This window comes from Streptomyces virginiae (assembly GCF_000720455.1).
Lineage (GTDB): Bacteria > Actinomycetota > Actinomycetes > Streptomycetales > Streptomycetaceae > Streptomyces > Streptomyces virginiae.
The window spans coordinates 485814-500471 of sequence record NZ_JOAK01000003.1 but is presented as its reverse complement, the minus strand read 5'-3'; the positions used below and the strand labels follow the sequence as shown (position 1 = coordinate 500471).

Here is a 14658-nt window from a genome sequence, read left to right as displayed (position 1 = left end):
TCTGCGCGGCGCCCCCGGGACGCCTTTCTCCCGTCATCCGGTGTTTCCTTGGTGTTCGTTCGTCGTTTGCCCCGCGCGGGACTCCTACGCCGGGAGGCCCTTCGGGTCCAGGCTCCGCCGGCGCGAGCTGATCGAGTCGGGGTCCCAGCCCGGACGGGGTACGGACGCCAGCAGCAGCCGGGTGTAGGGGTCCCGGGGCGCCGCGAGGAGCTCGGCGACGGGGCGGTGCTCCAGAGTCCGCCCCCGGTACAGGACCAGCGCCTCGTCGCAGACGTAGCGGACCACCGCCAGGTCGTGGCTGACGAAGACCAGCCCGATGCCGGTGTCGCGCCGGATGTCCGACAGCAGGTTGAGGACCTGTGCCTGCACGGACACGTCGAGGGCGGACACCGCCTCGTCGAGCACCAGGACGGCGGGTTCGACCGCGAGCGCCCGGGCGATGGCGGCGCGCTGGCGCTGCCCGCCGGAGAGGTGGCGGGGCAGGGCGGCCGCCTCCCGGTCGCCCAGGCCCACTTGGGCCAGCAGCTCCCGAACCCGAGCCGCCCGGGCGGCCGGGTCGCGGAGGCCGTGCAGCCTCAGTGCGCCGTCGATCGTCGCGCCGATGCCCATCCGGGCGTCCAGGGAGAGGTAGGGGTCCTGGAAGACGATCTGGACGGCCTTGGCCCGGGCCAGCCGCGCCGCCCTCCCGCGTACGAAGTCGGCCAACGGCTCGCCCTGTACGAGGATCCGGCCGGCGTCGGGGCGTTCCAGACCGATGAGCATCCGGGCGGTGGTGGTCTTGCCGGACCCGGATTCGCCGACGATGCCGAGGGCGGCGCCGGGCCGCAGGGTGAAGGAGAGGTCGTCGACCGCGACGACCTCGGCGCCTCCCGTGCGGTAGGTCTTGCGCAGGCCGCTGACCTGGAGCAGTGCGGGGGTGGGGTCGGTGGTCAACTGTCCTCCTTGCCGGACGCGTGGAAGGCCGCGGGCGCCGGTGCGTTCGCCGCCGGCGCGGTCAGTTCGGCGGTGCGGTGGCAGGCGACCTCGGCGGGGCCGTGCCGCTCCGGCGGGGGCGGGGACTGGTCGCAGCGTCCCGGCTCGGCGAAGTGGCAGCGGGGTGCGAAGGCGCAGCCGGGGGCGGACTCCAGGAGGCCCATGGGGGCGCCGGGTATGGGGGTGAGGCGGGCGAGCGGGCCGTGCAGGGGCGGAGAGGAGCCGAGCAGGCCGGCGGTGTACGGGTGGCGGGGTGCGGCGAAGAGATCCGCGACGGGTGCCGCTTCGACGATGCGGCCCGCGTACATGACGTGGATCCGGTCGCTGACGGCGGCCGCGAGTTCGATGTCGTGGGTGATCAGGAGGAGGCCGAGGCCGCGCTCGCGCTGGAGGCGGCCCAGGACGGCGAGGATCTCGGCCTGGGTGCTGACGTCGAGGGCTGTGGTGGGTTCGTCGCAGAGCAGCAGCCGTGGTTCGGTGGTGAGGGCTGCGGCGATCACCACGCGTTGGAGCATGCCGCCGGACAGCTCGTGCGGGTACTGGTTCAGGTGCCGGCCGGGGTCGGGCAGGCCGACCGCGGCGAGCAGCTCGGCCGCCCGGGCCGCGGCCCGGTTCCTGGACCAGCCGTGGGCCAGCCGCAGCGGCTCGGTGAGGAAGTCCCCCACGCGGCGTACGGGGTTGAGGGCGGCGCGGGGGTCCTGGTAGATCATCGCGGCCCTGTTGGTGCGTACGTCGCGCAGGCTCGCGGCGTCGGCGCCGACGAGGCCGGTGCCGGCGACGCGGACCTGGCCGGTGATGTCGGCGCCCGCGGGGAACAGGCCGAGGGCGGCTCGGGCGGTGACCGACTTGCCGGAGCCGGACTCGCCGACGAGGGCGACGACCTCGCCGGCGCCGACGTGCAGGTCGATGCCGTCCAGGATCGGCCGGGCCGTGCCGGGCAGGGTGACGCCGAGCGCGTCGTATTCGAGCAGCGGCATCAGGAGTCCCTCCCGGCGAGCCGGTCGCCGAGGCTCTCCCCGACGACGTTGAAGGCGACGACCACCAGGACGACCGCGACGGCCGGGGCGATCGCGGACAGCGGCTGCCCCTGGAGCACGGCGGCCTGCCCTTGGTTGATCATGGCGCCCCAGTCGGGGGTCGGCGGCTGGACGCCGAGCCCGAGGAAGGAGAGGGCGGCGAGGTCGAGCAGGGCGTATCCGAAGTTCACCGTCGACTGGGCGAGCAGGGTCGGGGCGATGTTGGGGAGCATCCTGCGGACCGTGATGAACGGGGCGGAGTGTCCCTGGACCCGGTAGGCGGCGATGTAGGGCCGGGCCTTCTCCTGTACCGCCAGGCCGCGCACGAGTCGTGCGGTGTACGGCGTGTAGGCGATGGCCATGGCGATGACGGGCGCGGTCATGCCCTTGCCGAAGAGGGCCACCGCGAGGATCGCGAGGAGCAGCGCGGGGAAGGCGAACACGATGTCGAGGGCCCGGCCGGCCATGGCGTCGATCCATCCGCCGCGCCAGGCGGTGAACAGGCCGACGGCCGTGCCCAGGAGGGTGGAGAAGACCACGACGCCGAGGGGTCCGGCGAGGCTGGTGCGGGTGCCGGCGATCAGCGCCGAGAGGGTGTCGCGGCCGCCCTGGTCGGTGCCCAGCCAGTGGTCGGCGCCCGGGCCCAGGAGGGTGTCGCCGAGCTTGCCGAACGTCGGGTCGTGCGGGGTGAGCCACGGCGCCAGCAGTGCCACCAGGACGAACAGGGTCAGGAGTGCCAGGCAGGCCCGCCGGAGGCGGCCGCCGCCGAGGACGCGCAGGCGGGCCAGGGGACGGCGGGCCCCGGCCGCCAGTGCGGGGTGTGCGGGGTGTGCGCTCATCGTGCGCTCCCCGCTGCCGCCGTGCGCGGATCGATCAGCGGGTGCACCAGGTCCACGAGGGCGTTGACCACCACGAAGGCGGCGACGACCAGCAGCACGATCGCCTGGACGACCTGGAAGTCCAGCTGGTCCACCGACTGCACGAGGAGCGAGCCCACTCCGGACATCCCGAAGGCGGTCTCGACGATCGCGGTGCTGACGAGCATGCCGGACACCAGGAGGGCGGAGACCGTCACGATCGGTCCCAGCGCGTTGCGCAGGACGTGGCGCCGGATGACGGTCCGGCGGGGTGTGCCGCGGCTCAGGGCGACCTCGACGTGCTCGCGCCGCAGTTCGTCGAGCATCGCGGAGCGGGTCACCCGGGTCACCAGCGCCACGAAGGTCACGGACAGGGCGGCGGCCGGGAGGACGACGTGGTGGAGCCGGTCGAGGAGGCCGGTGCCGTTGCCGATGGTCGGGAACCAGCCCAGTTGCACGCCCAGTACCGATCGGAGCAGGAGGGCCGCGACGAAGGCGGGGGCGGCGGCGCCCACCGTCACCAACAGCATCAGGGAGCGGTCGGTGCGCGATCCGCGGCGCAGCGCGCCGACGACGCCGGAGCCGATGCCCACCACGGCGATCATCAGGGCCGAGACGCCGATCAGCAGCAGGGACGCGGGCAGCCGCGACCAGATGACCGAGGCGACGTCCTGGTGCAGGAGGTGGGAGCGGCCGAGGTCGCCGTGCAGGACGCCCTCCAGCCAGTGCCAGTACCGGACGAGGAACGGCTCGTCGAAGCCGTACTGGCGGCGGATCTCGGCGAGTTCCGCCGGGCCGGCGCTGCGCCCCTTCACCAGGAAGGAGGCCGGGTCGCCCGGTGCCAGGAACAGCGAGGAGAAGACGAGGAAGGAGGTGACGAGCAGGGTCGCCGCCATGGCGGCCAGTCTGCGCAGTACGCGTGCGGCCCGTGCCGCGACGGCCGTCATCCGCCGGCTCCGATCTCGGCGGCCCACGGGTGGTACAGGTAGGCGATGGAAGGCTGGACTCCGGTGATCCGCTTGCCGAGGAAGACGCTCACGGGCTGGGTGTAGAGGGGCAGCCAGGGCAGTTCGCGCAGGGCGATGCGCTGGGCCTCGGCGTTGGCGCCGGTGTGCTCGACCGGGTCGTGGCTCGCGACGGCGCGGTCGACGGCCGCGTCGAAGGCGGGGTCGGACCAGCCGCCGTAGTTGCTGAACGCGTCGGTCCGCAGGACCCCGTACATGTCCAGGGGGTCGGTGATGGAGGTGTTCCAGAAGGTGAGGAAGAGGTCGATGCCTTCGCGGGCGGCCGGGTCGGTGAAGAGCGTCGAGTACTTCTCGGCGGAGACGGAGTCGATCTGCGGCTTCAGGCCGATGGCCGTGGCGGCCTGGGCGACGGCCTGGGTGATGATGGTCGTCTGGGAGTCCAGCGGGCTGGTCGCGATCACGATCTTCTGGCCGTTCACTCCGGCCTCGGCCGCGAGCGCCCTGGCCCTGGCCGGGTCGTAGGGGTAGCGGGGAAGGTCCCGCTGGATCGCCTCTCGGGTCGCGGCGGGCGCGTCGCTCCAGAGGTTGTCGGTGACGAGCGAGTGGGCGACCTCCCCCACGCCTCCGACGCCGGCCTTGAGGATGCCCTCGCGGTCGATGGCCATGAGGAGGGCCTGGCGCACCCGGGCGTCGCCGAGCGGACCCTTGAGGTTGCTGACCACCTCGTCGGCGACGGTGGTGTTGCGGCCGAAGTAGAGCGTTCCGGCCCCGGTGTCGCGCAGTTGGGCGTAGGCGTCCGGCGGGACCATCCAGCCGCCGTCGACCTCGCCGCTCTGGAAGGCGTTGACGCGGGTGGTGGCGTCCGGGAGGAAGACGAACTTCACCTGGCCGGCCCGGGCCTTGAGCGCGGGGTTCCAGTAGTCGTCGAAGCGCTTGACGGTGAGGGACTGTCCGGAGGTCCACGAGCCGAAGGAGAAGGGGCCGGTGCAGTTCACGCCGGTCTGCGGATTGCCGTAGTCGTTGCCGGACTTGGCGAGGGTGGCGGCGGACTCCACGGTGCCGGGGCCGGCGGCGAGGTACTTGTTGAAGGTGGAGTCGGGCTGCGTGAGGGTGACGGTGACCTCCAACGGGCCGGTGCGGTCGACCGTTTTGACGTTGCGGAAGGGGTTGGCCCAGACGCTTGCCGTCTTCGGGTCGAGGTGGCGGCGCAGGGAGGCCACGACGTCGTCGGCGGTGAGGGTCGTCCCGTCGTGGAAGCGGACGCCGGGGCGGATCTGGTAGACCCAGGTGGTGGGGGTGGGGTTGGTGTACGAGGTGGCGAGGTTCGGGGAGGTCGTCAGGTCGGGGTTCCAGCGCAGCAGGCTCTCGCAGACGTTGGCGAGGATCTGGTTGGGCGGGAAGTCGTAGGCGTGGGCGTAGTCGACGGTGGTCGGTTCCGCGTAGATCGACCAGGTGAAGGAGTCCACGTCGCCGGCGGGGGCGGGGGTCCTGTCGGTGAGCTGGAAGGCGGTGGCGGCTCCCTTGCCCTGGCCGGTGGTGCCGGTGCCGCTGCAGGCGGTGGCGACGAGCAGCGCGGCCGCGGCGAGGGCGGCCGCCGCGGCGTTGCGCATCGCGCCGCGGCGGCGCGGCGGGGTGAGCGATGTGGCTGGTGACATCGTCTGGCTCCCTGAGGGGTGAGCGTGGTGGGGTGGGTGGTGCGCGACCGGGGGCGGTCCGGTCGCCGGCTGCCCGGTGGGTGCGCCGCGTTCAGTCGTTCGCGGTGAAGACGGGCTCGCCGTCGAGGTAGGTCCGCAGCACTCGGGTGTCGGCGATCTCCTCGCCGGGGTGGGCGAAGGGATCGCGGTCGAGGACGACGAGGTCCGCGTACTTGCCGGCCTCGACGGTGCCGGTGACGTCGTCGAGGTGGTTCACCCAGGCGCTGCCCGCGGTGTAGGCGGTCAGGGCCTGCGCGAGGGTGAGGGCCTGCTCCGGATGGAACGGCGGCAGGGGTCCGGTCGTCCGGGCGGGGTCGAGGTCCTCGACGGGGACGGCGCGGTTGACGGCCACGTGGATGCCCCACAGGGGGTTCGGGCTGCTGACGGACCAGTCGCTGCCGGCGACGAGGCGGGCGCCCGCGCGCCGCAGGTCCCCGAAGGGGTACTGGAGGGCGGCCCGTTCGGGTCCGAGGAAGGGGATCGTGAGCTCGTCCATCTGTGGTTCGTGGGCGGCCCACAGCGCCTGGATGTTGGCGGCGGCGCCCAGGGCGGCGAACCGCCCGATGTCGTCGGGGTGGACGAGCTGCAGGTGGGCCAGGTGGTGGCGGTTGTCGTTGGCCCCGTTGGCGCTGCGGGCGGCGGCGAGCGCGTCGAGCACCTCGCGCACGGCGCGGTCGCCGAGCGCGTGGAAGTGGAGCTGGAAGCCGGCGCGGTCGAGCCGGGCCACGGCCTCGGTGAGCAGTGCGGGGTCGATGAAGCTCAGGCCGGAGTTGGCGGTGGCGCAGCCGCAGCGGTCGAGGTAGGGCTCCAGCAGACCGGCGGTGAAGTTCTCCGCGATGCCGTCCTGCATGATCTTGACGCTGGTGGCGCCGAAGCGGCCGACCCGTCCGGTGCGTCGGCGTTCCTCCAGTTCGGGGATCTGCTCCAGGCCGCGTTCGCGGTCCCACCACAGGGCGCCGACGACGCGTGCGCGCAGCGAGCCCTCGCGGGCGGCGCGCAGGTAGACGCCGTAGTTGTCGGGGTTGCCGGGGAAGGCGCCGATCATGGCGTCCTGCCAGCTGGTCACGCCGAGGGAGAAGAGGTGTTCCTGCGCGGCGAGGAGGCCGGCGTGCGCCTCGTCCGGCGTGGCCATGGGCATGTGGCGGGCGACGAGTTCCACGGCGCCCTCCTGGAGGGTGCCGGCCGGGGTTCCGTCGGGCTCGCGCTCGATCCGGCCGTCGGCCGGGTCGGGCGTGGTGCGGTCGAGGCCGGAGAGTTCGAACGCCCGGGTGTTGGCCCAGGCTCCGTGTCCGTCCCGGTTGGTGAGCAGGACGGGCCGGTCCGCCACCACCGCGTCGAGCATGGCGCGCGTCGGCGTGCCTCCGGGGAAGACGTCCATGGACCAGCCGCCGCCGCGGATCCAGGCCGAGCCGGGGTGCCGTTCGGCGTACGAGGCCACGACCGCGAGGTAGCCGTCGATGCCGCGCTCCGCGCTCAGGTCGCAGCCGAGCATCTGCGTGCCGGCCACGACCGGGTGGACGTGCGCGTCCTGGAACCCGGGGGCGAGCAGTCCGCCGCGCAGGTCGACCACCTCGGTGTGCGCGTCGGCGAGGGAGCGCACCTCGCTCTCGTCGGCGACGGCGAGGATCCGTGCGCCGCTCACGGCGACGGCGGCGTCGACGGGGCCGGGACCGGTCCCGGTGAACACCCTTCCGCCCACGAATACGGTGTCGGCCCGCTGTCTGTTCTTGGACATCGACGCATCCTCCGGCTCGGCGGGCGGACCCGCACGGCGTGTTTGTTGAGGAGGAGTGAACGGGAGCGCAACACTGTTGTCAACGGTGTTGCGCCAACGCCGCCGCACATCGATACACTGACCGCACCATGCCGAAGCCATCCGACACCCCCGCCCGGTCCAAGCGCGCGGGCAGCCAGCTCACACCGGACGCGATCATCGAGGCGAGCCTGCGCATCGCGGCCCGCGGCAGCGAGGACGCCTTCACCGTCCGCCGTCTCGGCGAGGAGCTGGGCGCCGACCCGACGGCGATCTACCGGCACTTCCGCGACAAGGACGAGCTCCTGCTGTCCGTCGCCGACCGCACGCTGGGCGAGGTCCTCGACAGCATCCCCGAGGGCCTGGACTGGAAGGGCCGGCTGCGGGCGCTCGCGGACGGTTCGCTGGAGGTGGCGCTGAAGTACCCGGTGGTCGGATCGACCATGGCCAGCCGGACCACCCGGCGGCCCAACGAGTTCCGGGTGGTCGAGCTCATCCTTGGCGCCGTCATGGAGGCCGGGCTCGACGGCGCCGAGGCGGCCGTGTACTACCGCATGGTCGGCGACTCGCTCCTCGCGTACGTCGGCCAGCGTGCCGCCTACCTGCTGTTCGACCCGGACATCAGGGCGGCCGACGAGGCATCCTGGAGCCGCGAGTACCGCCTGGTCGACGCCGAGGGGTTCCCGAACATCACCCGACTGAGCACGCAGTTGGCCGAGGTGACGGACGACGAGATCTTCCTGGCCAGGGTCGAGGCTCTGATCACCGCGATCGAGAAACGGGTCGAGACGCTCCGCACGGCTTAGGGGGTGTGCGTACGCGGCTGCGGCCGCCCCCCGTCCGGAGTGCGGTGGTCACGGGCGCGGTGCACCCTTTAGGGACACTGGCCGGGACGGCGCCGTCCCGGCTTCGCTCCGGATCACGGTTCGAGCGAGGGAGCCCTCGTGGACGCCTACCCGCCGATCGCCGACCACGGTATGGTCGGCGACCTCCAGACCGCCGCGCTGGTGTCGTCGCAGGGCACGGTCGACTGGTGGTGCACACCGCGCTTCGACTCCCCCAGCGTGTTCGCGTCCCTCCTCGACAGCGAGCGCGGCGGCTACTGCCGGCTCTCCGCCGACCTCGCCCACGAGCCCGGGGCCGTGGTCCGGCAGCTCTACCAGGCGGACACGGCCGTGCTGGTCACCCGTTACATGGGCCCCGGAGGGGTCGGTGAGGTCGCCGACTTCATGGTCCCGCTGAACACCACGACGGCGACGCAGCGCCACCGGCTGGTGCGCGTGGTGCGCGTGGTGCGGGGCAGCCTGGACTTCGAACTCGAATGCCGCCCGCGGTTCGACTACGGGCGCGCCCCCCACACCTTCGAGCAGACCGACGCGACGACGGTGGTCTTCCGCGGCCCGGGCACGCGGCTGCACCTCCAGGCCGCCGGGGCGTCCGGTCCCCTCGCGCTGCGGCGCGACGGCGACGACGCCACCGCCCGCTTCACCCTCACCGCCGGGAACGTGGCCGCCGTGGTACTGACCAGCGACGCGGACGACGCCCCCGCGCCGCCCCCGCTGTCGGCCGAGGCGATCAGCGCCGAACTGCAGGCCTGCCGCACCTTCTGGCACGCCTGGCTGCGCTCCTGCACCTACCGCGGTCGCTGGCGTGACATCGTCCACCGCTCGGCGATCACCCTCAAGCTGCTCACCTACGCCCCCACGGGCGCGCCCATCGCCGCGCTCACCATGGGGCTGCCCGAACAGGTCGGCGGCGAGCGCAACTGGGACTACCGGTTCACGTGGATCCGCGACGCCTCCCTCTCCGTCAAGGCCCTGATCGACCTCGGATTCGTCGAGGAGGCCGCCGCGTTCCGCCGCTGGCTGCTCGACCGCCTCGCCGCCGGCGGCACCGCCTCCGGCGAGCCGCTCCAGATCATGTACCGCATCGACGGCGAAGCCCAGCTGACCGAGGTGGTCCTGGACCACCTCGACGGCTACGCCGGGTCCAGACCGGTACGCGCCGGCAACGCGGCCGCCGACCAGATCCAGCTCGACATCTACGGCGAGGCCTCCGACGCCCTGGCCCAGACCCGGGACATGGGCGGGATCAAGGGTTGGCGGGCGTACGCCGCCGTCCTCGACTGGCTCGCCGACCACTGGGACCGTCCCGACGAGGGCATCTGGGAGACCCGCGGCGGTCGCCAGGACTTCACCTTCAGCCGCCTCATGACGTGGGTTGCCTTCGAGCGGGGCATCCGCCTGGCCAGTACGTTCGCCCGACCGGCCGACACCGACCGGTGGCGCAGGGTCCGCGACACCGTCTTCGCCCAGATCGTCGAGCGCGGCTGGAACGCGGACAAGCAGGCCTTCGTCCAGCACTACGCCACCGACGTGCTCGACGCCTCGCTGCTGCTCATGCCCCGGGTCGGCTTCCTCTCCCCCACCGACCCGCAATGGCTGAGCACCCTCGACGCCATGGACCGGGAACTGGTCAGCGACAGCCTGGTCTACCGCTACAACCCGGAGGCCTCCCCGGACGGGCTGCGCGGTTCCGAAGGCACCTTCAACCTGTGCAGCTTCCTCTACGTGGAGGCGCTGGCCCGCGCCGGCAAGCCGCAGCAAGCCCGCTACGCCTTCGACAAGATGCTGACCTACGCCAACCACGTCGGCCTGTTCGCCGAGGAGATCGGCCCCTCCGGTGAGCAACTGGGCAACTTCCCGCAGGCGTTCACCCACCTCGCGCTGATCGCCGCGGCGCTCGCCCTGGACGAGCAGCTCGACCGGACGGAGGGGAGCGGCGCCGATGGCTGAAGCCGACGCCCGCACGGGTACGCCGAACGGGCTGCGCGGCGTGCTGGCCCCGCTCGCCCTCGCACAGTTCATCTGCAGCTTCGCCGGTTCCAACATGAACGTGATGATCAACGACATCAGCACAGACCTGGACACCACCGTGCAGGGGGTGCAGATCACGATCACGATCTTCCTGCTGGTGATGGCCGCGCTGATGATCCCGGGAGGCAAGCTGACCGACCGTTACGGCCGCAAGCGCTGCTTCCTGGCCGGTCTGACCGTCTACGGCGTCGGCGCCCTGCTGAGCGCGGCCGCCCCCGGTCTGGGCGTCCTCATCCTCGGCAACTCGATCCTCGAGGGCGTCGGCACGGCGCTGCTCATCCCGCCCGTCTACATCCTCACGACGCTGCTCTTCACCGACATGGCCTCGCGCGCCCGCGCGTTCGGAACCATCATGGCGCTCGGCGGCGTCGGCGCCGCCGCCGGGCCGCTGATCGGTGGACTCATCACCTCGGCCGTCGGCTGGCGGGCGGCCTTCGTCTTCCAGGCCCTGGTGATCGCCGTGATCATCCTGCTGAGCCGCCGGATCGAGGACCCGCTGCCACCGGATCCCGCTCGTCCCTTCGACACCGGCGGAGCGGTCCTGTCGGCCGTAGGCCTCATCCTCCTCGTCATGGGGATCCTGGCGGCCGACGACAACGTGTGGCTGATGGCGAGTCTGCTCGTCCTCGGCGCACTCGTGCTGCTGTGGTTCTTCCGGTGGGTACGCGCCAAGGAGCGGGCCGGCGAGGAGCCGCTGCTGTCGACGAGCCTGTTCCGCAACCGCACTTCCAACCTCGGCCTCGTCACCCAGAACATCCAGTGGCTGCTGCTCATGGGGACGTCTTTCACCGTGGCGGCCTACCTCCAGGTCGTGCGCGGATACGACGCGATCCGGACCGGTGTGATCTTCACGGCCGCCACCCTCGGTCTGCTCGCGACGTCGCTGGCCGCCGAACGTCTGGCGCAGCGGTTCACGCAGCGCGCCCTGATCATGACGGGCTTCGTCGTGACGATCGCGGGGGTGGCCCTCCTGCTGGCCCTGGTGAGCGGCTCGCCGGACGCGTGGGCCTTCGCCCCCGGGCTCCTGCTGATCGGCCTGGGCCTCGGCGTGATGCTGACCCCGTCGGTCAACGTCGTGCAGTCGAGCTTCCCCGAGGAGCGCCAGGGCGAGATCTCCGGCCTCTCGCGCAGCGTGTCGAACCTCGGCTCCTCGCTCGGCACCGCGGTCGCCGGCACCATCCTCGTCGCCGGGCTCACCACCCGCGCCTACGGCGCCGCCATGCTCACCCTGGCGGTCCTGGGGCTCGCCGGTCTCGCCGCGGCGGCCCTCCTGCCCCGGGGCCGGACCCCGGACACCGCCGCCGCGTCGCCGCGCGGTCCCGCGTGAGACGGGCCGGGCGCGCGGCGCGCGTGCCCGGCCCGCCGCTCACTTCGACGGGGTCAGCCGCTCCCACAGGAAGGTGTGGACGAGGGCCTCGTTGAAGGCCGTCTGCCGGTGGTCGGTGGCTCCCGCGTGGCCGCCGCCGATGTGCTCGTGGAAGAGCACGGGATGCCCGGCCTCGCGCAGCCGCGCGGCCATCTTGCGGGCGTGTCCCGGATGGACCCGGTCGTCACGGGTGGAGGTGAGCAGGAGCAGCGGCGGGTACGCGGGCCCGTCCGTCCGGATCCGGTGGTAGGGGGAGATGTCCTCCAGGTGGGGCCGGTCCGCCGGGTCGTCGGGGTCGCCGTACTCGGCGATCCAGCTGGCGCCGGCGAGCAGCTTGTGGAAGCGGAGCATGTCCAGGAGCGGCACGTGCGCGACGACCGCGCCGAACAGTTCCGGTTCGCGGGTGAGCATGGCGCCCATCAGGAGGCCACCGTTGCTGCCGCCCTCGATGCCCAGCTGGGCCGCGGTGGTGATGTCCCGGGCGACGAGGTCCCGGGCGACGGCCGCGAAGTCCTCGTACGCCCGGACCCGGTTCGCGCCGAGCGCCGCCCGGTGCCAGCCGGGCCCGTACTCGTGGCCGCCGCGGATGCCGGCGACGACGTAGGTGCCGCCGCGCGCGAGCCAGGCGCGGCCGGTGACCGCGCTGTAGGAGGGGACCATGGAGACCTCGAAGCCGCCGTACCCGTAGAGCAGGGTGGGGCCGGGGCCGGAACGCTCCTGGGGTCCGACGACGAAGTAGGGCACCCGGGTGCCGTCGGCGGAGGCCGCGAAGAACTGGCTCACGGTGAGACCGGCGGTGTCGAAGAGCGCCGGGCCCTGCTTGACGGGCTCGCTGTCGTCCTCGCCGCCCGCCGTGCCCCGGTAGAGGGTGGAGGGCTGGAGGAAGCCGGAGACGTGGTGGAAGTACTCGTCGCCGACGTCCGGGTCGGTGCAGGTGACCGAGGCGGTGGACAGGGGCGGCAGGCCCGGCAGCGGTGCGCGGCTCCAGCCGTCCGGGCCGGGGGTGAGCAGCTCCATGGCCGAGGAGACGTCGGCGCGGGTGCTGAGGATGAGGTGGTTGCGGGTCCAGCTGTGTCCGGCGAGCGCGGTGCGCTCGTCCGGGGTGAACAGCACCTCGGCGTCCCGCGACCCCGCCTGGAAGGCGGCGAAGTCGAAGGCGAGCAGGCTGCCCGCGGGGTGGCCGAGCCACGGCGTCTTGGTGGTGACGGTCAGCCACTCCCGGTGGACGGAGGCGCCGGCGTCGTCCGGTACGTCGATCTTCGCGGGCGGGCCGGCGGCGTCCTCGGGCAGGAGGAACAGCTGCTGGTTCCAGAAGTCGATCTGGCGGTGGACGAAGTCCCGCTCGAAGCCGGGGGTGTCGTCGTGCCAGCCGGAGGCGGACAGGTCCGAGGGGCGGCCCTCGTAGACGAGCTCGGCGTCTTCGAGGGGCGTGCCGCGGCGCCAGCGGCGGACCTGGAGCGGGTAGCCGGAGGTGGACATCGAGCCGGGGCCGAAGTCCGTCCCGATCCAGACCCGGTCGTGGTCGATCCACCCGATCCGCGTCTTGGCCTCGGCGACCGTGAACCCGGCCGGGACGAACTCCAGGGTCTCCAGGTCGAACTCGCGCACGACGCAGGCGTCGGCGCCGTCCCTGGAGAGCAGGACCAGGGCGTGCCGGTGCTCGGGCGCCAGGACCCGGCTGCCGGCCCAGGCCCACTTCTCCCCTTCGGCGTCGGCCAGCGCGTCGAGGTCCAGGAGCACCTCCCAGGCCGGGCGGTCCGTGCGGTATTCCTCCAGGGTGGTCCGCCGCCACAGGCCGCGTACGTGGTCGGCGTCCTGCCAGAAGTTGTAGAGGTGGCGGCCCCGGCGGAAGACGTACGGGATCCGTCCGTCGTCGTCGAGGACCTCGCGCATCTCCTGTTCGAGCACCTTGAAGCCGGGGTCGCCGGTCAGCGCGTCCACGGTCTCGGCGTTGCGCTCCCGCACCCAGGCGAGGGCGGTCTCGCCGGATACGTCTTCCAGCCACAGGTAGGGGTCATCGCTCATCAGGCGATTGTGCAGGAAGCGACCGGCGGTCGTCGCGCAGGGCCGAGTGGACCGACCAGACGACGGAGACCAGCGGGACCGCGACCACGGCGCCGACGACGCCGGCGGCGATCGCGCCCGCGACCACCGAGATCGCGACGACCAGCGGGTGCAGGCGGACCGCCCGGCTCATCACCAGCGGGTGCAGCAGATGGCCCTCGATCTGGCCGATGATCACGATCAGCGCGACGACGATCGCGGCGACGACCGGCCCCTTCGCGGCCAGGGCGACGACCGCGGCGACCGCCAGCGCGACCGGTGACCCGATGAGGGGGATGAAGGCCGCGAAGAACTCCAACAGTGCCAGCGGAACGGCCAGCGGGACCCCGAGGAAGTACAGCGCCAGCCCGACGAGGACCGCGTTCGTCGCGGCGACCACCACGATCCCGTGGGTGTAGCCGGTGAAGGTGCGCCAGCCCGCGCGCCCGGCGATCGTCACGCGTTCCCGCGCGGTCTCGGGCAGCTGGTCGCAGAACCACGCCCACTGCCGGTCGCCGCCGTGGAGGAAGAAGAAGGAGCAGAAGACCGCGAGGGCGAGGACGGTGAGGACGTGGACGAGCCGGCCGGCTCCGCTGACCGCCTGGCTGAGGACGGTGGAGCGGTGGGTGGAGAGGTACTCGCCGATCCGGGACTGGACGTCGGAGAGCGCCTGCGGGTTCAGCCGGAAGGGCGGCCTCTCCAGCCACGTCTCGATGCTGGCGAGTCCCTCGCGGAACTCCCGGGCCAGCGTCGTGCTCTCCCCCGCCACCGCCTCGCCGACCAGGGTCAGCACGCCCAGCAGGAGCAGCGCGCTGCCGAGGAGGGTCAGGGCGACGGCGATCGTGCGGGGCACGGCCGTGGCGAGTCGCCGGGTGGGCGCCCACAGCAGCGCGGTGACGACGAGGCCGAGGAAGACCGCGACGGCGATCTCGTGGAACCGGCCCAGCAGGGCGAAGACCACGTAGACGGCGGCGCCGACGACCAGCAGGCGCCAGGCGTACGACGCGGCCGTACGCAGGAAGGGTGACACCGGCGGCATGCTCCATGGGTGCCACGGCGGGCGCGCGATGCCACGCGCCGCGCCCCGGATTCGCCCGTCCGGGGCGGATGGCCCGT

The 14658-nt window shown here is 72.8% G+C and carries 11 protein-coding genes; 3 read left to right on the top strand and 8 right to left on the bottom strand.

Translation table 11 applies throughout. The features are described from left to right. Positions 1–84: 84 nt before the first annotated feature. The 6 genes from IG86_RS0107645 to IG86_RS0107620 all read right to left on the bottom strand — a co-directional run bounded on the left by IG86_RS0107645 (position 85) and on the right by IG86_RS0107620 (position 7239). On the bottom strand, positions 85–933 hold the full coding sequence (locus IG86_RS0107645) for an ABC transporter ATP-binding protein (protein ID WP_030895733.1): 849 nt from the start codon (positions 931–933) through the stop codon (positions 85–87). Further along, complete coding sequence (locus IG86_RS0107640; protein ID WP_045936804.1) at positions 930–1949, bottom strand: ABC transporter ATP-binding protein; 1020 nt, start codon at positions 1947–1949, stop codon at positions 930–932. The genes IG86_RS0107645 and IG86_RS0107640 overlap by 4 nt, the downstream gene beginning before the upstream one ends. Next, complete coding sequence (locus IG86_RS0107635) at positions 1949–2827, bottom strand: ABC transporter permease (protein ID WP_030817933.1); 879 nt, start codon at positions 2825–2827, stop codon at positions 1949–1951. The genes IG86_RS0107640 and IG86_RS0107635 overlap by 1 nt, the downstream gene beginning before the upstream one ends. Beyond that, the gene (locus IG86_RS0107630; RefSeq protein WP_030817935.1) at positions 2824–3792 is read right to left on the bottom strand and encodes an ABC transporter permease; all 969 of its coding nucleotides are present in this window, start codon (positions 3790–3792) and stop codon (positions 2824–2826) included. The genes IG86_RS0107635 and IG86_RS0107630 overlap by 4 nt, the downstream gene beginning before the upstream one ends. After that, positions 3789–5465 (bottom strand): ABC transporter substrate-binding protein, encoded by a 1677-nt coding sequence (locus IG86_RS0107625; protein WP_078905829.1) that lies wholly within the window; start codon positions 5463–5465, stop codon positions 3789–3791. Before IG86_RS0107625 ends, IG86_RS0107630 begins: the two co-directional genes overlap by 4 nt. 91 nt (positions 5466–5556) lie before the next feature. Next, complete coding sequence (locus tag IG86_RS0107620; RefSeq protein WP_030817941.1) at positions 5557–7239, bottom strand: amidohydrolase; 1683 nt, start codon at positions 7237–7239, stop codon at positions 5557–5559. A 128-nt stretch (positions 7240–7367) separates the two neighbouring features. Here IG86_RS0107620 and IG86_RS0107615 point away from each other — a divergent pair, with 128 nt between their 5' ends. From IG86_RS0107615 to IG86_RS0107605, 3 genes are all read left to right on the top strand, one after another. Beyond that, on the top strand, positions 7368–8063 hold the full coding sequence (locus tag IG86_RS0107615) for a TetR/AcrR family transcriptional regulator (protein ID WP_030743921.1): 696 nt from the start codon (positions 7368–7370) through the stop codon (positions 8061–8063). A 138-nt stretch (positions 8064–8201) separates the two neighbouring features. Then, on the top strand, positions 8202–10052 hold the full coding sequence (locus tag IG86_RS0107610; protein ID WP_030895728.1) for a glycoside hydrolase family 15 protein: 1851 nt from the start codon (positions 8202–8204) through the stop codon (positions 10050–10052). Continuing rightward, positions 10045–11460, top strand: a complete 1416-nt coding sequence (locus tag IG86_RS0107605) for an MFS transporter (RefSeq protein WP_037941989.1) — start codon at positions 10045–10047, stop codon at positions 11458–11460. The genes IG86_RS0107610 and IG86_RS0107605 overlap by 8 nt, the downstream gene beginning before the upstream one ends. A gap of 39 nt (positions 11461–11499) precedes the next feature. Here IG86_RS0107605 and IG86_RS0107600 read toward each other — a convergent pair whose 3' ends face one another. Both IG86_RS0107600 and IG86_RS0107595 read right to left on the bottom strand, forming a co-directional pair. Beyond that, a complete protein-coding gene (locus tag IG86_RS0107600; RefSeq protein ID WP_030895722.1) occupies positions 11500–13524 on the bottom strand; it encodes a prolyl oligopeptidase family serine peptidase in 2025 nt (674 codons plus the stop codon). Further along, on the bottom strand, positions 13514–14581 hold the full coding sequence (locus IG86_RS0107595) for an AI-2E family transporter (RefSeq protein WP_030817956.1): 1068 nt from the start codon (positions 14579–14581) through the stop codon (positions 13514–13516). The genes IG86_RS0107600 and IG86_RS0107595 overlap by 11 nt, the downstream gene beginning before the upstream one ends. Positions 14582–14658: the final 77 nt, after the last annotated feature.